The organism is Enterococcus sp. B2E4 (genome assembly GCF_030499455.1).
Lineage (GTDB): Bacteria > Bacillota > Bacilli > Lactobacillales > Enterococcaceae > Enterococcus_D > Enterococcus_D casseliflavus.
In genome coordinates this window covers 395,960-420,890 of record NZ_JAUKPK010000001.1, presented here as the reverse complement: position 1 = coordinate 420,890, position 24,931 = coordinate 395,960, and the positions used below count along the sequence as shown (strand labels likewise).

General features: G+C 44.8%; 20 protein-coding genes. 18 read left to right on the top strand and 2 right to left on the bottom strand.

Features of this window, described 5'->3' with window-relative positions:
- Positions 1-1,053: a substrate-binding domain-containing protein gene (locus Q1X33_RS02030; RefSeq protein ID WP_096741437.1), complete on the bottom strand. Its 1,053-nt coding sequence runs from the start codon at positions 1,051-1,053 to the stop codon at positions 1-3.
- 155 nt (positions 1,054-1,208) lie between these two features.
- Between Q1X33_RS02030 and Q1X33_RS02025 the strand changes: the two genes are divergently transcribed.
- The 17 genes from Q1X33_RS02025 to Q1X33_RS01945 all read left to right on the top strand — a co-directional run bounded on the left by Q1X33_RS02025 (position 1,209) and on the right by Q1X33_RS01945 (position 22,207).
- Positions 1,209-2,498: a glycoside hydrolase family 125 protein gene (locus tag Q1X33_RS02025; protein ID WP_015509307.1), complete on the top strand. Its 1,290-nt coding sequence runs from the start codon at positions 1,209-1,211 to the stop codon at positions 2,496-2,498.
- Between the two features lie 73 nt (positions 2,499-2,571).
- On the top strand, positions 2,572-5,250 hold the full coding sequence (locus tag Q1X33_RS02020; protein ID WP_194185455.1) for an alpha-mannosidase: 2,679 nt from the start codon (positions 2,572-2,574) through the stop codon (positions 5,248-5,250).
- Between the two features lie 3 nt (positions 5,251-5,253).
- Positions 5,254-6,129, top strand: coding sequence for an ROK family protein (locus tag Q1X33_RS02015; protein WP_005225513.1), 876 nt, complete (start codon positions 5,254-5,256; stop codon positions 6,127-6,129).
- The gene (locus Q1X33_RS02010; protein ID WP_010747779.1) at positions 6,122-7,513 is read left to right on the top strand and encodes a glycoside hydrolase family 1 protein; all 1,392 of its coding nucleotides are present in this window, start codon (positions 6,122-6,124) and stop codon (positions 7,511-7,513) included. Before Q1X33_RS02015 ends, Q1X33_RS02010 begins: the two co-directional genes overlap by 8 nt.
- A gap of 240 nt (positions 7,514-7,753) precedes the next feature.
- The gene (locus Q1X33_RS02005; RefSeq protein ID WP_086294872.1) at positions 7,754-8,635 is read left to right on the top strand and encodes a sugar ABC transporter permease; all 882 of its coding nucleotides are present in this window, start codon (positions 7,754-7,756) and stop codon (positions 8,633-8,635) included.
- Between the two features lie 13 nt (positions 8,636-8,648).
- Positions 8,649-9,569 carry a carbohydrate ABC transporter permease gene (locus Q1X33_RS02000; RefSeq protein ID WP_005225516.1) on the top strand — a complete coding sequence of 307 codons (921 nt, stop codon included), beginning with the start codon at positions 8,649-8,651 and terminating at the stop codon, positions 9,567-9,569.
- A gap of 27 nt (positions 9,570-9,596) precedes the next feature.
- A complete protein-coding gene (locus Q1X33_RS01995; RefSeq protein WP_005225517.1) occupies positions 9,597-11,066 on the top strand; it encodes an ABC transporter substrate-binding protein in 1,470 nt (489 codons plus the stop codon).
- Positions 11,067-11,344: 278 nt separating this feature from the next.
- Complete coding sequence (locus Q1X33_RS01990; protein ID WP_010747780.1) at positions 11,345-11,965, top strand: DUF624 domain-containing protein; 621 nt, start codon at positions 11,345-11,347, stop codon at positions 11,963-11,965.
- Positions 11,958-13,706, top strand: coding sequence for a sensor histidine kinase (locus Q1X33_RS01985; RefSeq protein WP_081116591.1), 1,749 nt, complete (start codon positions 11,958-11,960; stop codon positions 13,704-13,706). The genes Q1X33_RS01990 and Q1X33_RS01985 overlap by 8 nt, the downstream gene beginning before the upstream one ends.
- Entirely contained in the window at positions 13,699-15,183 is a 1,485-nt protein-coding gene (locus Q1X33_RS01980) for a response regulator transcription factor (protein WP_301969511.1), read from the top strand. Before Q1X33_RS01985 ends, Q1X33_RS01980 begins: the two co-directional genes overlap by 8 nt.
- 107 nt (positions 15,184-15,290) lie before the next feature.
- Positions 15,291-15,890, top strand: coding sequence for a YitT family protein (locus tag Q1X33_RS01975; RefSeq protein ID WP_194185456.1), 600 nt, complete (start codon positions 15,291-15,293; stop codon positions 15,888-15,890).
- 188 nt (positions 15,891-16,078) lie between these two features.
- Positions 16,079-17,299, top strand: a complete 1,221-nt coding sequence (locus Q1X33_RS01970) for a sugar MFS transporter (protein WP_301969510.1) — start codon at positions 16,079-16,081, stop codon at positions 17,297-17,299.
- A gap of 123 nt (positions 17,300-17,422) precedes the next feature.
- On the top strand, positions 17,423-18,754 hold the full coding sequence (locus Q1X33_RS01965; RefSeq protein WP_016608255.1) for an APC family permease: 1,332 nt from the start codon (positions 17,423-17,425) through the stop codon (positions 18,752-18,754).
- Positions 18,751-19,710, top strand: coding sequence for a D-2-hydroxyacid dehydrogenase (locus Q1X33_RS01960; RefSeq protein WP_194186041.1), 960 nt, complete (start codon positions 18,751-18,753; stop codon positions 19,708-19,710). The genes Q1X33_RS01965 and Q1X33_RS01960 overlap by 4 nt, the downstream gene beginning before the upstream one ends.
- Before the next feature lie 168 nt (positions 19,711-19,878).
- Positions 19,879-20,910 (top strand): YibE/F family protein, encoded by a 1,032-nt coding sequence (locus Q1X33_RS01955; protein WP_194186040.1) that lies wholly within the window; start codon positions 19,879-19,881, stop codon positions 20,908-20,910.
- Positions 20,907-21,668, top strand: coding sequence for a YibE/F family protein (locus Q1X33_RS01950; protein WP_301969509.1), 762 nt, complete (start codon positions 20,907-20,909; stop codon positions 21,666-21,668). The genes Q1X33_RS01955 and Q1X33_RS01950 overlap by 4 nt, the downstream gene beginning before the upstream one ends.
- A 17-nt stretch (positions 21,669-21,685) precedes the next feature.
- Positions 21,686-22,207, top strand: coding sequence for a GNAT family N-acetyltransferase (locus Q1X33_RS01945; protein WP_015509317.1), 522 nt, complete (start codon positions 21,686-21,688; stop codon positions 22,205-22,207).
- Between the two features lie 82 nt (positions 22,208-22,289).
- On the opposite strand, the gene Q1X33_RS01940 is transcribed toward Q1X33_RS01945, so the two are convergent.
- Complete coding sequence (locus Q1X33_RS01940) at positions 22,290-23,288, bottom strand: LacI family DNA-binding transcriptional regulator (protein WP_301969508.1); 999 nt, start codon at positions 23,286-23,288, stop codon at positions 22,290-22,292.
- 254 nt (positions 23,289-23,542) lie between these two features.
- Between Q1X33_RS01940 and Q1X33_RS01935 the strand changes: the two genes are divergently transcribed.
- Positions 23,543-24,814 carry an extracellular solute-binding protein gene (locus tag Q1X33_RS01935; protein WP_301969507.1) on the top strand — a complete coding sequence of 424 codons (1,272 nt, stop codon included), beginning with the start codon at positions 23,543-23,545 and terminating at the stop codon, positions 24,812-24,814.
- The last annotated feature ends 117 nt before the right edge of the window (positions 24,815-24,931 follow it).

Sequence of the window (24,931 nt, the reverse complement as noted above, 5' to 3'; positions counted from 1 at the left end):
TCACTCCTTTAATTGGGTTGATTCTCTTTTGATCAAAGAAACCGCCACTAGATGGGTGGTCGTCTCCGTTGGTACTGGGGTTGCTGCCTTCGCAGCGTTGATTTTCTCAATCACTTGGTTTCCTGCCAAGCGCCCCATCTCGGCAAAATTCTGCCCGATAGTCGTTAGTGCTGGATCAACGAGGGCTGCGGCTTGGATATTATCGAAACCAACTAGGGAAATGTTGGCAGGGACGTGCAAATCTGCTTGGCGCAAAGCACGCATCAATTCAATGGCGATCAAGTCATTTTCACAGACGGCTGCCGTGACCTGATGTTCTTCCAAGTAGGCAAGCGCATTCGCGATGCTGGCAGCCGTGTCGTCGAGCTTGGTGCGAAAGGTTCTTTGGGCTTTTTTCAGCGCATCGATGTAACCTAGATAACGCTGACGGACGGATTGCGGATGATGGGTATCACCAAAAATATAAGCGATCCGTTGATGCCCCAACGCAAGTAAATGCTCCGTGGCTAGCTGTCCGCCTTGAAAGTTATCTGGCATCACCGCTGGAAAATCAAACTCATGCAGCTTTTTATCTAAGGTCACGATAGGAAAGTGCTTTTCAGCACATTCGAACAGCAAGTCATAGTAAGAAAACGTATTGCTGGCGTAATAGATCAGGCCGTCGAATTCTTGCATCAGCTCAGCTGCCGTCGTTTTTTCCAAATAATCCACTGGTGTCATCAAAAGTTCAAAGCCGTGTTCTTGCATCACGGGGTAAATGCCTTCGGTAAAGTTTCCTAAAGAGAGATCATTGGCAAAGGGCAAGACAAACAAAATTCGTCCAGTCGCTTTTTTTTCCTTCAATTCTCGGACAAAGCTGCCGCTGCCTTGCACGCGATAGATCAGCTGATTTTGTTCCAGTTCCGTCAAGGCTCTTTTAGAGGTGATCCGACTGACTTGGTATTGTTCAGATAGTTCTTTTTCAGTAGGGACACGACTGCCAGGCGCTAATCGCCCTTCAACGATGGCTTCGTGAAGCTCCGCGTAAATTTTTTTATATAATGGTTGTTTCATAAGAAAACCCCTTTTGATATATCATATTTGTTAGCATACCATAAACCAATAAAAATGAAAACCCTTTAATTATTTTGAAAAAGCGCTAGACATTCAATTAATTCATGATATACTAGGTTCGTAAATTGATATATCAAATCAGGGAAGGTGATGGAATGGTTTATAAAGAAATACCAACTTCAGTAGCAACATTTATGGAAACGATTACGGATCTATGCGGAGAAACGCATGCCGATTGGGCGAAAAATTTTAACGCAGCCTTTGCCAATACACTATTAACGACGGTCAAGCGTCATGAGGATGGCACGACCTTTTTACTGACGGGGGACATTCCAGCCATGTGGCTGCGAGATTCCACTGCACAAGTTCGTCCGTATTTGGTGATCGCCAAAGAAGATGAAGACTTAGCAAGCATGATCAGCGGGTTAGTTAAAAAGCAATTCTACTATATTACGATCGATCCTTACGCAAATGCCTTTAACGAATCAGCCAATGGCGCTGGCCACCAAACAGACGATACAGAAATGAACGATTGGATCTGGGAACGCAAATATGAGATCGACTCTTTGTGTTATCCGATCCAACTGGCCTATCTGCTATATAAAAACACAGGCAGAACCGATCAGTTCAATGATGATTTTGTAACAGGCATCAAAAAAGCCTTGGAGGTGTTTGTGACAGAACAAAACCATGAGGAGTCTCCATATCGCTTTGAACGGGATACCTGGCGAAAAGAAGATACCTTGACTCATGACGGCAAAGGCGCACCAGTGAAACCCGTCGGCTTGACTTGGTCAGGCTTTCGACCAAGTGATGATGCCTGCAAATACGGCTATTTGATTCCCTCCAATATGTTTGCGGTGGTGGTCTTAGGCTATATCCAAGAAATCTTTACGACGGTTTTAGAAGATGCAGCGATCGTGGCACAAGCGAAAAAATTGCAAGCAGATATCGAAGCAGGGATTAAAGCATATGGGTTGACCACGAACCAAGCTGGCGAAGAAGTCTACGCCTATGAAGTGGATGGATTCGGCAATGGCACCCTGATGGATGACAGCAATGTGCCGAATTTGATCGCCGCCCCTTACTTGGGGTATGGCAGCATGGAAGATCCCCTTTATCTTCAAACCCGTAAAACGTTGTTGAGCAGTGAAAATCCGTATTTCTATGAAGGGAAATACGCCAAAGGCATTGGTAGCTCTCATACGCCAGAAAATTATGTGTGGCCGATCGCCATGGCAATGGAAGGGATGACCACCACTGACAAAGAAGAAAAGAAACGAATTTTGGATCAGTTAGTGGCGACAGATGCGGGTACAAATTTGATGCATGAAGGGTTCGATGTCGATGATCCTTCGCAATACACGAGAGAATGGTTCTCGTGGGCGAACATGATGTTTTGTGAATTGGTTATGGATTATTTCGATATCCGAGTGGAAAAATAAGCAGCACGACCCATCACCATTCGAGTGACACAAAAAGCAGTCCAACGACGCAAACAGCGAGGAGTAAAAATCAATGAAGAAACAAGTTTATATCATCTCACACAGCCACTGGGATCGGGAATGGTACATGCCTTACGAACAGCATCACATGCGGCTAGTGGAATTGATGGATGATCTTTTAGAATTAATTGAAAATGACCCTGAGTTCCACAGCTTCCATCTAGATGGACAGACGATCATCTTGGATGACTATTTAGAAGTGCGGCCTGAAAAACGCGAGGCGGTCAAAGCGGCCATCAAACAAGGGAAATTACAGATCGGTCCGTTTTATATTTTGCAAGATGACTTTTTGATCAGTGCCGAATCAAACACCCGTAATATGCTGATTGGAATGGCAGAAAGCAAAAAGTGGGGCACCCCCGTTATGTTGGGGTATTTCCCAGATACTTTCGGCAATATGGGACAAACTCCGCAAATGATGCTGCAAGCCAATCTTGAAAGTGCTGCATTTGGGCGTGGCGTCAAACCGATCGGCTTTGACAACGAAGTTTTACCCGATGATCAATTTACTTCCCAATATTCTGAAATGCATTGGGAAGGTCCAGATGGCAGTCAAATCTTTGGTCTACTTTTTGCCAACTGGTACTCCAATGGCAATGAGATTCCAGTGGATAAAGCAGAAGCCAAAGCTTTTTGGACACAAAAACTGCAAGATGTAGAAAAATTTGGTGCCACCAATCATTACTTAATGATGAATGGGGTCGATCATCAACCCGTCCAAAAAGACATTTCGGCAGCGATTCGTACAGCCAACGAGCTATTCCCAGAGTATGAATTCAAACACGCCAGCTTTACCGAATACCTTGAAGCGGTGCAAGCAGATCTGCCAGATGACCTAGGAACTGTCACAGGTGAATTGACCAGTCAAGAAACCGATGGTTGGTATACTTTAGCCAATACCGCCTCTTCCCGAGTTTATCTAAAACAATGGAATACAAAGGTTTCCCGCCAATTAGAAAATGTTGCGGAGCCATTAGCAACTATGGCTTATGAAGCAAACGGCAGCTATCCTCACGATATGTTGGATCATGCGTGGAAAACCCTGATGCAAAATCATCCTCACGACAGTATCTGCGGCTGTTCAGTGGACGAAGTACACCGAGAAATGATGCCGCGCTTTGAAAAAGCCAATGAAATCGGCAAGTTCGTGGCAGATGAAGCGTTACGCAATTTAGTAGCCGCCATCGACACGAGCCAGTTTCCTGAGGAGAGTCGCCCTTTCGTGGTCTTCAACACCACTGGCAGCACCCGTTCTGGTTTAGTGGAAGTCGTGATCGAACTTGAGCGTAAAACATTCCGTGAAGGATTGCCAAGCAAGCTTTACCACGAATTGTTGGCGAAGCCAAAAGGTTCTTATTCGGTGATCGATGAACAGGGGAACCCTGTTGCTGCGATTATCAGTGAAGAAGAGGTCCTTTTTGACTATGAATTGCCTAAAGATGCTTTTCGGATTCCTTTCATGAAACGCTTTGTCAAGGTCCAAGTTGAAGCAAACCAGTTGCCAGAATTTTCATGGCAGACCTTTGCCCTAGTAGAAAAAGCCGCTACGCCAGTAGAGAGCGCCCCGATCGTTTCAGAAGGAGGGCGCAAACTTGCCAACGCACATTTGGAAGCCGTCATTACTGAAAACGGCAGCTTGACGATTACAGACAAAGCAACCCAAAAAACGTATCGCAATTTACTGGTTTTCGAGGATGTGGGGGATATCGCCAATGAGTACATCTTCAAACAACCAGAAGGGGATCAAGCAATCTTATCGACACAATTTCCGCATCACGTGACGATCGAACAAAACGATCCACTGGTGGGGATCGTGCGACTGACGCAAGAATTGCAGATTCCCGTTTCAGCAGATGACCGTTTGTTAGAAGAACAAAAAGCAGTTGTCGATTTCCGTTTCCGTAAGGCACAGCGGAGTCAAGAATTGGTTGCATTCAAGATCGAGACGGAGATTCGCTTAGAACGAACCAGCAACCGCCTGGCATTTAAAACCACCGTCAACAACCAAAGCAAAGATCACCGACTGCGGGTGTTATTCCCAACAGGGATCATCACGGATTTCCATGAAGCTGACAGCATTTATGAAGTCGTAAAACGGCCGAATCAGGTTTCCAGTCATTGGGAAAACCCAACAAATCCGCAGCATCAGCACGCCTTTGTCAACTTGCATGATGAAACTGGCGGCATGACGGTTTCTAATTTTGGTTTGAACGAATATGAAATCGTGAAGGATCAGATCTGCTTGACCTTGTTGCGCTGTACGGGAGAGCTAGGCGATTGGGGCTACTTCCCAACACCAGAAGCGCAATGCTTAGGCAGCCACACCTTTGAATACGGTGTAGCCTGTCATGGGGCTCCTGAAGAACGTTATGAAACGTATCGCCAAGCACAAGCTGCCCAAGTTCCTTGGACGGCAAGTCAGACCGACAAGCATCAAGGCAAGCTAGCCAGCAGCAACCAATACATGGAAGCTCATGGAACGACGGTAGCTATCACCGCTTTAAAACGCAATCGCCAAGACCAGCAGATCGTTTTGCGGGGCTATAATTTGGCGGATCGAGCCACTGCCTTTCACGTGCAAAAAGAGCAGGCGACGCTCTGTCTGTTGAACCTTTTAGAGGAAGAACAAGCATCGACCGTCAATCAGCAATTACACCCATATGAAATTCGTACCATTGGAGTAAAGGAGTGAGAAATGATGGTTTATGGAGGAATTGAAGCCGGCGGCACAAAAATGATTTGTGCCGTTGCCGATGAACAGTTGACGATCATCGCCCAAGAGTCGATCCCAACGACAACACCGGAGGAAACGTTAGCGGCGATCTTTGCCTTTTTCGATCCCTACGATCTCGTGTCATTAGGGGTCGGTTCCTTTGGTCCGATCGGGATCGATCCAACCCAAGCGACCTATGGCCACATACTAGCGACGCCGAAACAGGGCTGGCAGCAGTTCGATTTTCTCGGTGCATTGAAGAAGCGCTACCCAGAGACAGCATTTGCTTGGACAACAGATGTCAATGCTGCCGCTTATGGGGAATTACGCCAAGGAGCGGCGCAAGGCAAAGACAGCTGTGTCTATTTGACAGTAGGAACCGGCATTGGCGCAGGAGTCGTTCGTGAAGGAAAGATTTTCGAGGGGATCGGTCATCCAGAAATCGGTCATACCTATGTCAAACGTCACAGTGAAGATACGTATGCTGGTACATGCCCGTATCACGGCGACTGTCTGGAAGGATTAGCCGCAGGGCCTTCTTTAGAAGGACGTACGGGGATCAAAGGACAAGACTTGCCGCAAGCGCACGAGATTTGGGGGTTGCAGGCCTTTTATCTAGGGCAAGCGCTGGTCAATATCACGTTGACCTTAGCACCTGAGAAAATCATTTTAGGCGGTGGGGTCATGAATCAGCCGCATCTACTCGCTCAAATCCAACAAGCCTTCCAAAAACAAATGGCAGGCTATATGGAGACACCACCAGTGGAAGACTACATCGTCACTTGGGGCTTGCCGAACAAAAGCGGGATTATCGGCTGTCTCTTGTTAGGCAAAGAGCAGGTGACTGCCCATGACTAACCTGTATTTTCCTAAAGATTTTTGGTGGGGAGCTGCTGCCAGCGGTCCGCAAACTGAAGGACGAACGGCCGATGATGGCAAAGGTGATTCGATTTGGGACTATTGGTACGCAACGGAGCCAGAACGTTTTTATCAAAAACGGGGACCAAAAGATACCGTCCAGCTGCTGCAGCGTTACCCAGAAGATGTGGCGTTGATGAAAGAGATCGGCTTTAATTCTTTTCGAACCTCGATCCAGTGGAGTCGCTTGCTGCCAGAAGGAAGAGGGGCGGTCAATCAACAAGCGGTGGCGTTTTATCGCGAGTACTTCGCCACTTTGATCGAAAATGGCATCGAACCCTTCATCAATTTGTATCATTTTGATATGCCGATGGCACTGCAAAAAGAAGGCGGCTGGCTCAATCGCGAGACTGTCACAGCATTTGCAGATTATGCTGCTTTGTGTTTTGAGTTGTTCGGTGATCAAGTCCGTCATTGGTTCACGCAAAATGAACCGATCGTGCCAGTGGAGATGGGGTATTTGTATCAACAGCATTACCCAGCAGAAATCAACTTGGCACATGCGGTGCAAGTCGGCTACCATGAAGCACTCGCCAGCGCCTTAGCGATCCAACGCTTCCGTCAATCTCAGCAATCAGGCGAAATCGGCATCATCTTGAATTTGACACCGACTTATCCGAAAGATCCGAACGATGAAAAAGATGTCCAAGCGGCGCAACTGGCAGATGCCTTTTTTAACCGATCCTTCTTAGATCCAGCGGTCAAAGGCACCTTTCCTGTAGAATTGATCGCTGTCTTAAACGAGTTGGCGATCATGCCAGAAACCAGAGCAGAAGATTTGCAGATCATTAAAGAAAACACGGTCGATCTCTTGGGGGTCAACTATTATCAGCCACGGCGGGTGCAGCAAAAGCGTTCTGCCAAAACAGCGGACACACCAATGCCAGAAGATTACTTCGATGTGTATGATTGGCCAGAAAAGAAAATCAATCCCCATCGAGGCTGGGAGATCTATGAACGAGGCATCTATGATACCTTGATCAACCTACGAGACAACTACGGCAATATCCCCTGTTATATTTCAGAAAACGGCATGGGGGTCGAAGATGAAACACGCTTTATCGATGCCAGCGGTCAGATCCAAGATGAGTACCGTATCACCTTTATCAAAGATCATTTGCGGTATGTTCACCAAGCGATCCAAGAAGGCAGCCAGTGCCGCGGGTATCACATGTGGACCTGCATGGACAATTGGTCTTGGCTGAATGAATTCAAAAATCGTTACGGGTTTATTGCTGTCGATTTGGCTACCCAAAAACGGACCATCAAAAAGTCTGGTGAGTGGTTCCACGAAGTGATTCTACAAAACGGCTTTGTCGACTGATCATTCATAAAAAACAAATCAATGAAGCGTCCTATCTTGCAAAAGGTAGGACGTTTTTCAGGTTTTTAGAGAATAAAAACAAAATATAAACAAAGACCTTTAATTTGTTTCATTTTATCTTTAGTTTGTTCCTTATTTTTTAGGGATGAAAGCGTTATTCTAGTAGCATGAAGGAGATGATGAGATGTGAAGAAAAAGGGGTTTTGGAGGAATGTCTGGCAATACAAAGCATTGATATTGATGGCTTTGCCAGGTGTTGTCTGGTTTATCTTTTTTTTCTATATACCTGTATTCGCAAATGTGGTGGCGTTCAAAGATTTCCACATTTCACCAGACGGCTTTTTTGCCAGTTTGAAACAAAGCCCATGGGTCGGCTTTGATAACTTTAAATTTTTATTTGCATCCAATGATGCTTGGCTGATCACTAGAAATACCCTACTCTACAATATCGTATTTTTAGCATTCAACCTATTCTTTGCGATTGCCTTTGCCATTATTATGAGTGAGCTGCGCAATAAGCGCTTGGTAAAAGTGTATCACACGATGTCCCTGTTGCCGTACTTCCTTTCTTGGGTGGTTATTTCGTACTTTGTCTATGCCTTTTTGAGTCCAGACAAAGGGATCATTAACCAATGGATCACGGGTATGGGCGGTGAAGGAATCAACTGGTATGCTGATCCGAAATGGTGGCCGTTTATTTTCGTCTTTATGAATGTCTGGAAGAGCTTAGGCTACAACAGCATCATCTATTATGCGTCAGTGGTCGGGATCGATCAGACGTATTACGAAGCCGCGATGGTCGATGGCGCCAGCAAATGGCAGCAGATCAAAAATGTGACGTTGCCACAGCTGATTCCAATGATTTCTGTTTTGTTGATTTTGAACATCGGTGGGATCTTCCGTGCCGACTTCGGACTTTTCTATCAAGTCCCACGAAACTCTGGGGCGTTGTACCAAGTCACCTCCGTTTTAGATACGTACATTTATAATGGACTGACTGCCACAGGCGACTTCGGGATGACCGCAGCTGCCGGCCTTTATCAGTCAGTGGTTGGGGCATTACTATTACTAACAGCGAATTTGGTTGTTCGTAAACTAGAACCAGATTCAGCATTATTCTAAGGAGGATGGATAAATGAAGAAAAAAGTAACGAAAGTCGAGATCCGCTCCTTTAACCCAACGGTCAACCTGATTTTTAATATCGTGATCGGTCTGTTCGCGATTTCCTGTGTCTTGCCGTTTCTCTTTGTGATCGCGATCTCATTGACCAGTGAAACCTCTTTGGCAGAAAACGGCTATCGCTTTTGGCCACAAGAATTTTCGTTCGCAGCGTATACCTACCTGTTTAGCGGACAAATGAGCAGCAAAATTTTCCAAGCATTTGGCGTATCTATTTTTATCACTGTTTTTGGTACCTTCGTCAATGCAACGATGACTTCGCTATATGCCTATGTCATCTCTCGCTCAAATTTTCCATTCCGTCGTTTCTTTACGATCTTCGCTTTGATCACCATGTTGTTTGCGCCAGGGATGGTTGCCAATTACTTAGTGATGGTCAACTTGATCCAATTGAAAGACACGATTTGGGCGTTGATTTTACCCCTTGCCTTAGGGCCTTTTAATATCCTTGTTATGCGGACCTTCTTTAAAAAGACGGTACCAGATAGTATTATAGAATCTGCGCGCATCGACGGTGCCAGCGAAATGAAGATTTTTCTGTCCATCGTGTTGCCGTTAGCCGTTCCAGGGATCGCAACGATCAGTCTATTTGCCGCTCTTGGCTATTGGAATGACTGGTTCAATGCATTGTTGTATATTCAAAAAGACTCTTTAGTGCCGTTACAAGCACTTTTGATGCGGATTCAAAGCAACTTGGACTATCTAGCCAAAAGCTCTGGTATGGCTGCCCAGATCCAAGGTGGTTTGGCCGCTTTGCCAAGCGAAACTGCTCGCATGGCAATCGTTGTTGTTGCAACCTTACCGATTGCGATCACCTATCCATTCTTCCAACGGTATTTTGTCGGTGGTCTGACAATTGGTGGCGTCAAAGAATAATCAAATAAGTATAGGGAGGAAACAAAAATGAATTTGTGGAAAAAAACAGCTTTTGCTGGGATGGCCGCAGCGGCAACTTTGGGAATGGCTGCCTGTGGGTCGAACGGCGCAACATCCGATTCAGAAAACAATGCAGACGGCGTAACGACTTTATTGATGTATCAAGTCGGGGACAAGCCAGAAAACTTTGATCAATTAATGGAGATCGCCAATAAACGCATTGAAGAAAAAACCAACGCTCGCATCGATCTGCAGTATATCGGCTGGGGTGATTGGGATCAAAAAATGAGTACCATCATTTCATCGGGTGAAAACTACGATATTTCCTTTGCCTCAAACTATGTTGCGAATGCGCAAAAAGGCGCGTATGCAGATTTGACGGAGTTAGCACCAAAATATGCCAAAGAAGCGTATGATCAATTAGACGAATCTTATATCAAAGGCAATACGATCGACGGAAAATTATATGCCTTTCCAGTCAACGGCAATATTTATGCCCAACAAGTCTTGACCTTCAATAAAGAGTATTTAGATAAATATGATTTGGATATTAGCGGGATCGAATCTTATGCAGATGCCGAAGACGTGTTGAAGAAGTTTAAAGAAGAAGAACCAAACATCGCACCGTTTGCGATCGGACAAACCTTTAATGTTTCTGGAAACTATGATTATGTAATCGGGAAAGATTACCCATTTGCTGTTAAATTGGACGGCGATACAACGAAGATCATCAATCAATACGAAGATGATGAACAAATGGAAAACTTGAAATTGATGCACAAATGGTATAACGAAGGCTTGATCCCAACTGATGCAGCCACTAATACGACTGGTTACCCATTAGAAGGCAACACATGGTTCATGCGTGAAGAAACCCAAGGACCAATGGATTACGGCGATACGATCTTAAGCAATGCCGCAGGTCATGAATTGGTTTCACGTCCAATCACGAAACAATTAAAATCAACAGGCCAAGCGCAAATGGCAAACTTTGTCGTAGCGAATGTTTCGAAAAACAAAGAAAAAGCAGTGGAAGTGTTGGGCTTGTTGAACAGCGATCCTGAATTGTTGAATGGATTGGTTTGGGGTGTCGAAGGCGAAGCATGGGAAAAAATCGAGGGCGAAGATAACAAAATCCGTCTCCTTGATGGCTACTTGCCAAATACCCGGATGGCTGCTTGGAACACTGGGAACAACATGATCCTTTATACACAAGAATCCATCACAGACGATATGATCAAAGAGCGTGATGAAAATATTGCTAACGCTGAAGCATCACCAATCTTAGGGTTCAACTTCAAGACTGATAATGTGAAAACAGAAATCACGAATATCGCCAATGTCATGAACCGTTACAAAGCAAGTTTAGCAACGGGAACGATCGATCCAGAAGAAAATGTTCCGAAACTAAACGAAGAATTAAAAACCGCTGGCTGGGAGAAGGTCCGCGATGAAATGCAAAAACAATTTGATGAGTATCGTGCAAGCCAAGAATAAGCAACAGGCGCCGCTCACCAATCAATAGATCAAGTAAGCCGGAGGCTAAACGCATCAGGACCAATGGTTCCCACGTCTAGCTTCTGGCTGCTTTTTCTTTAAAGTAAGTAGCGAAATCTTTGATGAAAAAATAACGTTACTTTTGTTTTTTAACCTTCAAGCAGCAAGCATAGTGCCTCTAAAACGTACATAGCATTAAAAGATTCTCAGGTAGCTTGAGTAGGAAGCTAAAATCATGCTACATTTTCGATAGGGAACAAATAAGGGAGGAATTTTAAATGGAAGAAACAGCAAATAGTGGGTTGGTCAAGGGCTTTCGCTTGATTTGGGCGATCGTGAAGTTGAATTTGTTTTTCGTCGTATTGACATTGGCAGGTGGCGGAATCTTAGGGATCGGTCCAGCGTTTCATACCATTAGTACCTTGATCCATGAAGACGGACTAAATTATGAGCATCAAAGCTTTCGCAGCGCATGGCGCATTTGGCGCAGCGTCTTTGTCAAAGCCAATAAACAGTTTTATCTTTTCTTCCTACTGTCAGGTTTCTTAGTGTATAACTTGTATTTAGCTACCCAGATCCAAGGCTTGATTTGGCTGATGATCTCTTTTGTTTTAGTTGTCGTCAGCGGATTGAGTATCTTACTGTACTTACTAAGTGTGGTTTTTGACACATCCTATGAGATTTCCCTGTGGAATAACCTGAAATTGTCCTTCGTGTGTCTGTTTCTTCATATGGCGACCTTTCTAAAATTGTTAGTGGGGATTGCCAGTATTTTCGCTTTTACTTGGATGATGAAAGGGCTCTTGCTCTTTGGAACCTTCAGTCTATTGATTTTGTGGTGCCACGTGGCGATCAGTCAGGAAAAAACCGTCATTGATCGGGACTTGGCACATGACTAAGCAGCGCTTTCGTTTGTTTAAACATGACTTTTTGATCAATCAGTTGATGCAGTTGTATAGCGTCCTTTTGGTGATCATCTCGATTATTATCATGCTGGTTCTGACGGCATATACTGGGGCAGACCGCTTCAATAGCAGCGAACGCCTCGTGGAAGCAACCAGTATGCAGCTGGATGCATACGTGCAGGATCAAAACGCGGTCGTCTCAGCGGTATTAGGCGAATTTACCAGTTCGGATACTGCTTTTGAATCGCTGCGCAATTATTTACAGCTTTCATTGCCAGACTATTTTTCCTATAGTAATGATATTTTTCGCCAGACGGGACAAAGTGTGTATTTGCCAAACATCCTCTATCGCTTGATCCGTAATCATCCTAGTATCGAAGAGATCATTATTCAACTAGATGAAAGCAATGAGACACTAGTGGCAACCCCAGATACCCCTTATGGAGAAAAACGCAGCGGCAAGCAGATCGATTTGAAAAATCGTCTGTTTTTTGTTCGTTCGATCGCCCAACCAAGTAATTATGCGCAACCGTTAGGGCAAGTCTACGTGATTTTTCACTCAGACGATGTCTTAGCCAATCGACAAGAAGACAACCAAGCGCATGGTATCAACAGTTTTTTGTATACCTCCAATGGTCAGCGGCTATACAAGGATGCCGCAAACCTTAGCAAGCAGACCTTAGCGAAAATTGATCAGGCGGTGGCTCATGGAACTATTCACGACACTCTGTCGAAAGACTTTTATATCAAAAAACAAACGACCGTCAGCGGAGAGTTGTCACTGATCTTGTTGTCAAAAGGTGTGATCTGGCGGGATATTTTTTCCAGCGCCATTTGGATTTTTAGCTTTGGGATTGGGATTCTCTTATTGGTTCTATGGGTGCTCCATCGGACCTTCAAGCGCTATACCTCGCAAGTACAGCAGATCGTCTATGCGACGAAAGAAGTCAGTCAAGGAAATTTTGATAAGCGGATCGATACCGCCAATGTCCAACAAGAGCTGAAAGAAATCGCAGAAGCCATCAATCAAATGACTTACAGTATCAACGAGTATATCAAAGACATCTACACGTTAGAGATCAAGCAGCGAGACGCCGATATGCGGGCGCTGCAAGCACAGATCAATCCGCATTTTCTGTATAATACGTTAGAATACATTCGAATGTATGCCTTGAGTCGCAACCAAGAAGAGCTGGCGGATGTCGTCTATGCCTTTTCGGCACTGCTACGGAACAATACGACGCAAGAAAAGACGAAGACCTTAAAAGAAGAAATCGATTTTTGTGAAAAATATGTCTACTTGTTTCAGATGCGCTACCCAGATAAGATCGCCTATCATGTAACCATCGATTCGGCATTAGAACAGTTGGAATTGCCGAAGTTCACGCTGCAGCCGCTTGTCGAAAACTATTTTGTTCACGGCATCGATTATCAGCGCAATGATAATGCCATCAGTATCAAGGCTTATAAAGAAGTCGAACAGATCGTGATTGAGGTCAAAGACAACGGCAAAGGCGCAGATGCACAGCAGTTGGCGATGATCCAAGAAGAACTGCAAAATCAGGAGATCGGAGCCCAAACCTCGATCGGGATCAAAAATGTTCACGAACGGTTGCGGGGCATGTTCAACGGCGCCTATCAAATGGACGTTACGTCTCAGGCAGGTGCTGGGTTTACGGTCAAGATCCGCTTAGATGAGAAACGTTTGCAAAGGGGGCATGAGACAGATGTATAAAGCAATGTTCGTTGATGATGAATACATGATCTTGCAGGGGCTGCAAATGATCTTGCCTTGGCAAGAATTGGGCTTTGAAGTGGTGCATACAGCGAAAAGTGCTAGTGAAGCCCTCGAGTACTTGCAAGAGCATTCCGTTGATTTGCTGATCACGGATATTCGGATGCTAGAAATGAACGGCATCGATATGATCCGTCAAGCACAAGCGTTTGGGAATCGATTTTTCTCGATCATTCTGTCAGGCTATCAGGAGTTTGCCTTTGTCAAACAAGGCATGGCGTTAGGTGTGCGTAATTATCTCGTCAAACCTGTTAACAAAGAAGAACTACGCAGCAGTGTACAAGCGATTGCAGCTGAGTTAGAGGAGCAGCAAAAACTGTTGGCAGAAAAAGAACTGTATCAAGAATCAAGCCTGCTGCTTTGGTTGAATGATGAATTGAACGAAAGCGAGTACCTCCATTTGCTGGCGCAACAGCGGGTGCCACTAGCAGCACCCTTTACCGTTTTGCAGTTCAATGGGACTGCTGAGATCTTACAAAAAATCACGACGTTTTTTCAGCAACACGATCAGCCATTGATCTTACCAGGGCGATTAGATGAAAACCAAGTGATCATTACTGCTGCTGGACCAAGGCAGCAAATCAACGCTGACCTAAAAGCACTGGCACAGCAGCTCAATAGTACAGACTGGCAGTTGATCATGAGCGAGACCATCAACGAGTGGGAGAATTTGTATAAAGCCTATGAAAAAATCAAACAGGTTCAGTCACTGCAAGCCTTCTACCCGGATCTGTTCTTACAAGAACAGACGATCCACGTGGATATTTTAGAGCGAAACGAAGAACTCCCGTTTCTGTCTTTTAACAAAGCATTGACCATTGGGGATGTCAAAACGATCCAACATGAGCTGGATAAAATGTTCGCTATTTTGGAACAAACCCAAGCAGACCCTGAGCATGTTCGCTATGTTTCGTTCTTGTTGTTCAACGATATTTATCGGCAGTTACCAGTACTTTCCCATGAAAACCATGAACAGATTTTGGCACGGATTCGTGAGTCTAATACACTGGCAGATTTGCGGCAGCTCTTTGATGATGTGCTGGAGCTGGCGAAATCGCAGCCACCGCAAAAACGCTATTCGGAGATCGTTCAAAAGACGATCCAACTGATCGAAGAAGGCTATACCCATGATTTGACGGTCAAATCAGCGGCAGAAGAACTGCATGTCAGCGTCGTTTATTTGGGCCAGCTCTTTAAGAAAGAAACGGAAATGAGCTTTAATCAGTACGTCAATCTGGTGCGGATCAAGCAAGCCCAGCAGCTGCTGCTTCATTCGAAAGCTACGATCAGTGAGATCGGCGATCGTATTGGTTACAACAATACCAACTATTTTTCCAAAATGTTTAAGAAATTGAATGGTCTGACCCCCAAAGAGTTTCGCGATACCTATGAACAGCATTATGAATCCCTTGATTGAATTTAGATTTCTTCAAAAAAATTCTGGTTTTTGTGATTAAATGATAGTAATTGTGACGCTTTCACGGTAAACTAAGAGAGGAAAAATAAAGAAGAGAGCGTGATGTTGTGAAAGAAACCAAAAAATTTGCACAAGTTTTGATAGGTACCGGGCTGATTGCGTTGGCCATTTCCTTATTGATCACCGCCCATCAAGGTTATGATACGATCAGTACGTTTTTACTAGGAATTTTGAATTTCGTCGATGTCCCTTTTTGGATTGCCAGTTTGTGTTTTAATATTATTGTTTTGTTGTTCGTTGCAGTCTTTGATCGTGCCGAATTAGGCATTGGCAGTTTTATCAACGGGATTGGCTTAGGCCTGTTGATTGGGATCTTTGAACCAGTGATGGACAAAGTATCGATTCATTTGCCTTTTTATCCTTGGATCGCTATTTTCGCTGCACCGATCTTATTTGGGATCGGCGCTGGTATCTACGTTTCTTCCAACAAAGGATCAGCGGCGTTAGAAGCCTTGACTGCCTTGATCTACAAACGAAGCAAATTGACGCAAAAAACGATCCGTATCGGCTTGGATGCAGCCATGGTCTTGATCGGTTTTGCGCTAGGCGCCAGTGTTGGGTTAGGTACTCTCTTGTGTATCGTCTTTATTGGCCCAATCTTTGAAGCCACCATGAAAACCATCGCTGCTCGGAAGAAAAACGCCTAGCCTTGAGAATAAGTCGGAAAAAGCTGTCTGTAAGGGCAGCTTTTTTGCTGCTTCCATTTAAGGGAATTATCTGAAGGAAGAAAAATCCTGATTTCCTTAAGATTCTCTGGGTAAAAAAAGTGTTTTCTCCATGGTTACTGTCTTATTGGACTTGGTATACTGATAAGACGAGTAAAGGAGAAGTGAAAATGAAAAGTTATCGTTCGACGATTGCGGCTTGCTTTGTAGGGTACATCGTTCAAGCCGTCATCAATAATTTTGCCCCCTTATTATTTTTGACCTTTCAAAGCCAATACCAGCTACCGATCAGCCAGATTACTTTGCTGGTTAGTTTTAACTTTTTGACCCAGTTAGCCGTCGATTTTGCAGCAATCTTTTTTGTAGACCGCATCGGCTATCGAGTGTCGATCGTAGCCGCGCATTTTTTTGCAGCGATCGGCTTGATTGGTCTAGCCGTTTTTCCCTTATGGTTTCCGACCCCGTTTAGCGGATTGTTAGCAGCGGTTTTGTTGTATGCCATTGGCGGTGGCTTGCTGGAAGTCTTAGTCAGTCCCATCGTTGAAGCCTGTCCAACGGAACATAAGGAAAAAACGATGAGCATGCTGCACTCGTTTTATTGCTGGGGGTACGTGGGGGTCGTTATGTTCTCAACTGCGTTCTTCATGGTGTTCGGTATTCAACAGTGGCCGATTTTGGCGATCATCTGGGCGCTGATCCCGTTGGTCAATTTGTTTTTCTTTACCAAAGTCCCGTTGGCGCCAATCGTTGCCGGAGGAGAACGAGGGTTGACCACTCGGCAGCTCTTTTCCTTGAAAAGCTTTTGGCTGTTTCTGGTGATGATGGTCTGTGCTGGAGCCAGCGAACAAGCAGTCAGCCAATGGGCATCGACCTTTGCCGAACAGGGCTTAGGTGTTAGTAAGACGCTAGGCGATTTAGCAGGGCCAATGGTTTTTGCCTTGATGATGGGGATCTCCCGCTTGCTTTACGGCAAGTTCGGGGAACGCATCGATTTGAAACGCTTTATGTTTTTGAGTGTTTTGCTTTGCCTACTGGCGTATATGATGATCGGCTTTGCTTCATTGCCATTGATCGGGTTCCTTGGCTGCGGCTTAAGCGGTTTTGCCGTAGGGATCATGTGGCCAGGGGTCTTTAGTCTTTCTGCGCAATACATTCGCAACGGCGGAACGGCGCTATTTGCTTATTTGGCATTAGCAGGAGATTTAGGGTGTTCAATCGGACCCGCTTTCGTCGGCAGTATCGTCGAATGGACGGGACAACAGCTGCAGGTTGGGATTCTAGGGGCGATCGTTTTCCCGATCATCTTGCTGGCAGGAATTTATTTGGTTCAACAAATGCACAAAAAACGACAGCTTCCGTTGCTGGTTTTTCAAGAATCCACAAAAGAATAAAAAAATTTTGGAGCAAATGCCGTCTTTTCATGGTATTTGCTTTTTGTTTTCTGAAATTCCTCTAGTCAAGATAGTTTCTATCCGCTATACTTTGACTTATTCATTTAAAAAGGATGTGATGTTGTGAAAAGTCAATTGAAAAAAGAAATCAGTTTTTTTGGGGCATTATCGACAGTAATGGGAACGGTGATCGGCGCCGGCGTGTTTTTCAAAGCAGCGGCTGTGGTCCAGCAGACCCAATCCACCGGTTTGACCTTGTTGGTCTGGCTGCTTGCCGGCTTTCTAACGATTTGCGGCGGCTTGACCGTGGCGGAGTTAGCGACGGCGATTCCTGAGACTGGCGGACCCATTCGATATATTGAAAGAATTTATGGAAAATTACCCTCCTTTTTATTAGGCTGGGCACAAAGTATCATTTACTTTCCAGCAAACGTGGCGGCTTTAAGTATTATTTTTGCGACCCAGTGTTTGAACTTATTTCATCTACCCAGCAATTATTTGCTTCCTTTATCGATTTTGACCGGAACGAGTGTGACCTTGATCAATCTTTTGGGAACAAAAGCCGCTGCTCAAGTCCAGTCCATCACGTTAGCAGTCAAGCTGATCCCGATTGCGGTGATCATCGTGGCGGGCCTGTTGACACCAGGGCAAGTATCGGTCTCATTGGTGGATTTTTCTTCCAATACTCAAGGATCGCTTGCAGCTGGCATCAGTAGTGCCCTCTTAGCAACCCTTTTTGCTTATGACGGCTGGATGGGAGTCGGTAATGTCGCTGGGGAAATGAAGCGACCCGAAAAAGATTTACCAAAAGCCATCATCTTTGGGTTGAGTTTTGTTACCTTGGTGTATGTGTTGATCAATGTTGCCTTTTTAAAAACATTGCCGATCGATCAAATCGCTGGTAATTTGAACAGTGCCTCAGAAACTGCGATGGCCTTGTTTGGTAGCTTTGGCGGAAAACTGGTCACGATCGGTATCCTGATCTCTGTGTATGGCGCATTGAACGGCTATACAATGACTGGCTTGCGGGTCCCATATGCCATGGCGTTGGAAGATGAGATTCCTTTCAGCAAGACCTTTGCCACTTTAAGTAAAACCACCAATGCACCCTATGCGGCGGCTTTTTTACAATTAGGGATCGCGTGTATCATGATGCTTTTAGGCACCTTTGATCTCTTGACCGATATGCTGGTTTTTGTTATGTGGTTCTTTAGTGTATTATTATTTGTAGGAGTTTTTCGTTTGCGAAAAACAGAACCGCAGATGAAGCGTCCGTATAAAGTTCCCTTCTATCCAATCATTCCCTTGATTGCGATCTTAGGTGGCTGTTTTATCTTGATCATGACCTTGATCACTGACACGTGGTTAGCAGTCGTGGGAATTGGCGTGACATTACTAGGAATTCCTGTTTTTTATGGAAAAGCAAAAGGAAAAGCGAGAGGAGCGAAAGAATGAAGATCGTTGTACTTGATGGCTATGCGTTGAATCCAGGAGATTTGTCTTGGCAAGGGTTTGAAGAATTAGGAGAGGTGACGGTGTATGATCGTACCTCGTATACAGATAAACAAGAAATTATTGAGCGAATCGGCGATGCCGAAGCAATTTTGACAAATAAAACGCCGATCACCGCAGATGTGCTCAAAGCATGTCCGCAATTGACCTACATTGGGGTCTTGGCAACTGGATACAATGTCGTTGATTTGGCAGCAGCGAAGGAACAGGGAATCACCGTGACCAATATTCCTAGCTACAGTACCAATGCAGTGGCACAAGCGACCTTTGCTTTGCTGCTGGAAGTGACGAATCAAGTGGGACACCATAATCGTTCCGTACATCAGGGCGACTGGCAAACCAGCAAAGATTTTTCTTATTGGCAGACACCCTTGATGGAATTGGCAGGCAAAACGATTGGGCTGATTGGATATGGTGCGATTGCTCAAGCAGTTGCCACGATCGCTCATGCGTTTCAGTTGAAGGTGATTTACTTTAATCATCGACCAAAACCAGCACAAGCAAATTGGGCAAAACAAGTTTCGCTGGCGGAATTGTATCAAGAAGCAGATATCATCAGCCTTCATGTTCCGCAGTTTCCTGAGACAGAAAAAATGATCGATCGCACCGCATTGGCACAAATGAAATCTTCTGCGATCCTGATCAATACCGCCCGTGGCGGCTTGATCGATGAAGCGGCAGTTGCTGAAGCGCTGCACACTGGGCAGATCGCAGCCTTGGCGGCAGATGTCGTTTCAAAAGAACCGATCGCAGCTGACAATCCCTTATTACAGGCGCCAAATTGCTATTTGACACCGCATATCGCTTGGGCACCCGTCGAAACGCGGCGTCGCTTGATGGGGATCGCTGTGGCGAACTTAAGCGGCTTTAAAGCAGGCACACCGCAAAATGTCGTGTAAGCAAAACGAGCAAGTAAAAGGACTTTGACAAAGCAGGCGACTAGCAAAGCAGTTAGTCTCGCCGACACAGTAACCATTTCGACCAGTCATCCAGCCTCACAAGGTGATTGGTCGTAGGACTGGTGGTTTGTCTAAGTCTTTTTTTGCTGAAAATGAAAGGAGACGGTCTTGAAAAAGTATTATTATCTAGCGGCCTTTGTTAGCGTGCTGGTCTTGAGCTGGCTGATCCAAACCCAAAGCGGCCGCTTTTATGCACAGCCGATCATAGAAGTACAAACGGTTCAAATCACCGCCGACCAGCAGCAGATCCAAGGGATCGTTCGTAATGGAGAAGAAGCGGGGGTACTACGGACAGTCACTACGCAATACACCCCGAACGGTGCGATTCATCCGTTGTATCAGACCGGACAACAGCTGCTTTTGCAAAAAGAAGGGGATGGCTGGCAGGTACAAGCACAAAAAAGGGATGGGTATCTCTTTTTCTTTCTTGCCTTATTCCTGATGGCAGTAGTCGCAATTGGTGGCAAGAAGGGCTTGCGGGCTTTACTTAGTATCTTTGTGAATACTGGCTTGCTGCTCCTTTTTCTTTGGTTTCACAAAGACAACAGCTCCTTTTCATTGGTCTTTTTGATGATCGTTTTTACGATCGTCTCATTGGTTTTGACGATGGGGATTTCCTATGGCTTTCGTACGATCGACAGCCGCAAAATCATTGCCTCGTTAGCCAGCGTCCTCTTGGCGTTTTTTCTCTGTCGGTTCGCCATGGATCTTTTGCAAGATCATGGGTTGCGCTATGAAGAAATGTCGTTTCTGACCCGTCCGTATCGCAGTGTCTATCTAGGGAGTCTGCTGATTGGCGCGATTGGTGCCAGCATGGACAATATTGTCATGCTGATTGCCAGTCTAGATGAGATCCAGCGCATCAATCCCCAGACTAGCCGCAAGGAGCGATTAGCGATCGGTCGGTCCATCGCGCAAGATACGACTTCTTCGATGATCAATGTCTTGTTGTTTGCTTATTTAAGTGGGAGTATGCCAGCGCTATTGTTTTACCTAGCAAATGGCTGGCTGCTGTCGCAAGCATTGCCGATGCATCTTTCTTTAGAAATAGTGCGTACATTATGCGGCGGCTTTGCGCTAGTTTTATCGGTACCGTTGACGCTCCTTTGCTTTGAACTACAAAGGAGGAAAGCAAAATGAATGTTTTGTTTGTGTTGATCTTGCTTTTTCTCTTGCTGACCTTTGCTGTTTTTCGGATCGAAGGGCTGTTTCAAGTCACTGGTCTGTTTATGAATGTGGCTGTCTTTCTAGCGCTGCTGGTCCTGATTGACCGAGGGACACCAATCTTACCAGCGGCTTGTGTTGCCTTTTTAGCCGTGGCGGCGATCACCTTGTTTTTCGTGAACGGCGTCAATCAGAAAACCAAAATTGCCTTTGTCTGTGTGTTGGTCTTTCTAAGGCTTTTTCTACTACTATTTCCGCTTGTGCTCTCTGCAATGAATCTGCATGGATTTTCGGCAGAGGAACTGGATGAGTTGGCGATGTATTCCTTTGATGTAGCCATCGATTTTAAGACATTGATGACTGCGATCATTTTGATGAGTTTTTCGGGGGCGGTGGCAGATGGGAGTATGGCGATCAGCACTGCGACCTATGAACTTTTTCAAGCAAACCCGCAAGTCTCGATCAAGGCATTAAGTAAAAGTAGTATGACCGTGGTATCAGACGTATTGTCTTCAACGATCAATACCTTATTGTTTGCCTTTATGGGAAGTAATCTGGCGTTGATTGCGTGGTTTCAAGATTTGTCGATCTCCGTTGGTGAAATGATCAATTCGAAGGCGTTCGTCTCAGAATTGGTCGTTTGTTTGATCACGGGTCTGGCAGCGGTGATTATTTTACCCATCACCGCATGGGCAGCAAGTTGGTATTTTTTGAAAAGAAACCGAATGGAATAGGAAGGAGCGCAACCACCATGGAACCACTAATTGAAACTAAGCGATTAGTGCTGCGAGAAATGAGTCATGACGATCGACCAGCGATTGAAAAGATTTTGCAAGATCCAGAAGTTATGATTGCCTATGAAGGACCCTTCAGTGAGCAAGAAGTCACTGGTTGGATCGACAAACAGCTGCAACGCTATCAAAACGATCACATTGGCTTGTGGCTAGTGATTGAGAAAGCATCCGGGCAAGCGATCGGTCAATGCGGGTTGACATGGCAAGACGTCAAGGGAGAAGCCGTTTTAGAAATTGGGTACTTGTTTCAAAAGAACTTCTGGCATCATGGGTTTGCCACAGAAGCCGCCCAGGCTTGTAAAGACTATGCGTTTGCAACGCTGAATGCCGCCAGTGTTTATTCGATCATTCGTGAGACCAATCAAGCCTCCATAAATGTGGCATTGCGCAATGGAATGAAGCTGGTGGATCGCTTTGTCAAACACTATCGGCAAGTGGACATGCCGCATCTTGTGTATGCTGTGGCGAAAGAGATGTGAAAAACGAAAGAGTGCTTTTTTCGATTTAGACAATAAAACGCCCTTAGAAAGTTAGCTTTTTCTAACTTTCTAGGGGCGTTTTTTATGCTTGCTTAAAGCTTTTTCGTTCGATGAGTTCAGCCCCTAAAAGGACTGTTTTGGTGATCGCTCGAGGATGAACGATCTGATCCACCAATAAATCGATCGCGGTTTTGGCGATTTCCTCCACATCAATTTTAAACGTTGTTAGAGGGGGAGCCACAAATTTTGCGATCTCATTGTCGTTGATACTGATTAATTCCAAGCGATCAGGAATGATGATGGATCGTTCGTTTAACGCTTGGAGCACACCAACTGCAATGGTGTCAGAAGCCACAAAGAGCGCCTCTGGCAAATTGTCACCAAGGGATTCCACCATTTTTTTCGCCAAACGATAGCCGGTTTCAACGGAAAAATTGCCACCACTAAATAAGAACGCCTCATCGAGCGCATCTCGACGAGCCAGCGTTTGACGGAAGATGACCTCGCGACTATCCATTTCTGCACGTTGGGTATCAGGATTTAGATAAGCACCACCAATAAAGCCGATCTTTCGGTATCCTTTTGTTAAAAATAGATCGATCGCCAGTTGCGTCATTCGATCAGTATCAGGTTTGACCGTATCGAACAACTCTGGACAGGGGTTGATTTCCAAAAGGACGCCATAGGGGCAAACGGATTTGAACTGCTGCGTTTCTTTCTCAGTGAAAGAGCCAATCCCAATAAATCCGGCGACTTCTTGCAGTGTTTCTAAAACATCATCTTCATGGGTGATCAGTTGAATTTCCAAATTGTTGATTTTCGCATATTTTTCTAAAGAGATACGCAATTGTCGAAAATAGACATCTTGCAGCTCTTCTTGTTCTGTCAGCCAGAAAAGGACGGCGATTTTTTCTAGTGTTGTTTTTATTTTTGAGCGATCATAACCTAGTGATAAAGCGGTATGAATAATTTTTTGACGCGTATCGGCAGCGATCGACAACGATTCGTCGCCTTTCAATAATCGGGAAACAGTCGCTTGTGAAAAGCCTGATTGCTCGGCAATTTTTTTTATTGTAACCAATCTTCTTCACCTCTTTCTTCTAGTATACGCTAACAACTTTACCAAGTAAATGAATTTACTAAATATATTTACTCAATAGTGAAAGTTTAGAGCGTGGTGGTATTTTGAAAAATTATTTTTGAGATAAACCTTGATTTTATCCGTTTATTTACTCCGTTGAAGAAATTAATTTAGTAAAACTATTTACATATTAAGTAAAATAATTTATTATAAACAAGAAGATAGCGTTTGCAAAATAAAGAAAAGGTGGAGAAATGATGATGAAAAAAATGTCTCGAGTTCTTTTTTTAAGTGTAGCAGCTTTAGGATTAGGTGCTTGCGGTCCACAAAGTGAAGGGACAGATAGTACTGCAGCAAATAGTGGCAGCAATAAGGACTATGATCTATTGGTCTGGGAAGACCAAGCAAAATCAGTTGGGATTGAAGAGGCAGTCAAACAATTTGAAGAAGAACACGATGTGACGATCAAAGTGGTCGAAAAAGCCTATGGTGGACAGATCGAAGATTTACGATTGGATGGACCCGCTGGTACAGGTGCGGATGTCATCACGATTCCTGGCGATCAAATCGGTACAGCCGTTACCGAAGGTTTGTTGAAAGAATTAACAGTCGATCAAACGCTACAAGAGCTGTATACAGAATCAGCAATGCAATCGCAAATCGTTGACGGCAAAGTCTACGGCTTACCAAAAGCGGTTGAAACACAAATTTTGTATTATAACAAAGAACTAATTTCCGAAGATGACTTGCCACAGACAACGGATGAGTGGCTGGAGTATTCCAAGTCTGTTTTAGGTGCTGACAGTTATGGCTTACTGGCATTATGGGATCAAATTTATTACGCACAAGGTGTATTGAGCGGTTATGGCGGTTATGTTTTTGGCGAGAATGCCGATGGATCCTATGACCCTGAAGATATTGGATTAGCTAATGAAGGCGCGATCGAAGGGGCAGACTATATCCAACAGTTTTATGATGCAGGTGTTTTTCCATCGGGATTGGTCGGCGAACAAGGAATCAATGTGTTGGACTCTTTATTTACGGAAGGAAAAGCTGCAGCCGTCGTCTCGGGACCATGGAACTTATCTCCTTATAAAGAAGCAGGAATCGACTATGGTGTGAAAGAATTGCCATTATTAGGCAATGGTGAACATATGGGTTCCTTTATCGGTGTCAAAAGCTACAACGTAAGTAGCTATTCCCAAAACCCTGAATTAGCTGAAGCGTTCGTCAAATTTATCAGCAATGAGGAAAATTCAAAAGTTCGTTATGAAAAAACACAGGAAGTACCAGCGGTTGCTTCATTGGCAGATGATCCAGCAGTTCAAGAAAGTGAAAGTGCTGCAGCCATTGCCGCTCAGTCCCAACACGCAGAACTAACGCCTGGGATCACTGAAATGAATTCAGTATGGGAACCAATGGATGCCGCATTGCAAACCATTGCTACTGGAAAGGCTGAACCGAAAACAGCTTTATCACAAGCAGTCGAACAGATCAAATCAGCCATTGCGGCAATTCAAAACTAGAAAGTCGTCTCAAGGACAAACGTTTCGGAGGTCATTCATCACTAGGAATCAAGTAAGGCCGAACGAAACGTTTGTCAGCGGCTTTTTCTTACAGGGGGCGAAAATGTGAAAAACACG

Bases quoted from the DNA above. Each gene is read 5' to 3' on its own strand.
- Q1X33_RS02015 (WP_005225513.1), top strand. From the start codon at position 5,254: ATGATGGTTTATGGAGGAATTGAAGCCGGCGGCACAAAAATGATTTGT.
- Q1X33_RS01980 (WP_301969511.1), top strand. From the start codon at position 13,699: ATGTATAAAGCAATGTTCGTTGATGATGAATACATGATCTTGCAGGGG.
- Q1X33_RS02020 (WP_194185455.1), top strand. From the start codon at position 2,572: ATGAAGAAACAAGTTTATATCATCTCACACAGCCACTGGGATCGGGAA.
- Q1X33_RS02030 (WP_096741437.1), bottom strand. From the start codon at position 1,053: ATGAAACAACCATTATATAAAAAAATTTACGCGGAGCTTCACGAAGCC.
- Q1X33_RS01960 (WP_194186041.1), top strand. From the start codon at position 18,751: ATGAAGATCGTTGTACTTGATGGCTATGCGTTGAATCCAGGAGATTTG.
- Q1X33_RS01935 (WP_301969507.1), top strand. From the start codon at position 23,543: ATGATGATGAAAAAAATGTCTCGAGTTCTTTTTTTAAGTGTAGCAGCT.
- Q1X33_RS02000 (WP_005225516.1), top strand. From the start codon at position 8,649: ATGAAGAAAAAAGTAACGAAAGTCGAGATCCGCTCCTTTAACCCAACG.
- Q1X33_RS01950 (WP_301969509.1), top strand. From the start codon at position 20,907: ATGAATGTTTTGTTTGTGTTGATCTTGCTTTTTCTCTTGCTGACCTTT.
- Q1X33_RS01990 (WP_010747780.1), top strand. From the start codon at position 11,345: ATGGAAGAAACAGCAAATAGTGGGTTGGTCAAGGGCTTTCGCTTGATT.
- Q1X33_RS02005 (WP_086294872.1), top strand. From the start codon at position 7,754: ATGGCTTTGCCAGGTGTTGTCTGGTTTATCTTTTTTTTCTATATACCT.
- Q1X33_RS01970 (WP_301969510.1), top strand. From the start codon at position 16,079: ATGAAAAGTTATCGTTCGACGATTGCGGCTTGCTTTGTAGGGTACATC.
- Q1X33_RS01985 (WP_081116591.1), top strand. From the start codon at position 11,958: ATGACTAAGCAGCGCTTTCGTTTGTTTAAACATGACTTTTTGATCAAT.
- Q1X33_RS01995 (WP_005225517.1), top strand. From the start codon at position 9,597: ATGAATTTGTGGAAAAAAACAGCTTTTGCTGGGATGGCCGCAGCGGCA.
- Q1X33_RS02010 (WP_010747779.1), top strand. From the start codon at position 6,122: ATGACTAACCTGTATTTTCCTAAAGATTTTTGGTGGGGAGCTGCTGCC.
- Q1X33_RS01945 (WP_015509317.1), top strand. From the start codon at position 21,686: ATGGAACCACTAATTGAAACTAAGCGATTAGTGCTGCGAGAAATGAGT.
- Q1X33_RS02025 (WP_015509307.1), top strand. From the start codon at position 1,209: ATGGTTTATAAAGAAATACCAACTTCAGTAGCAACATTTATGGAAACG.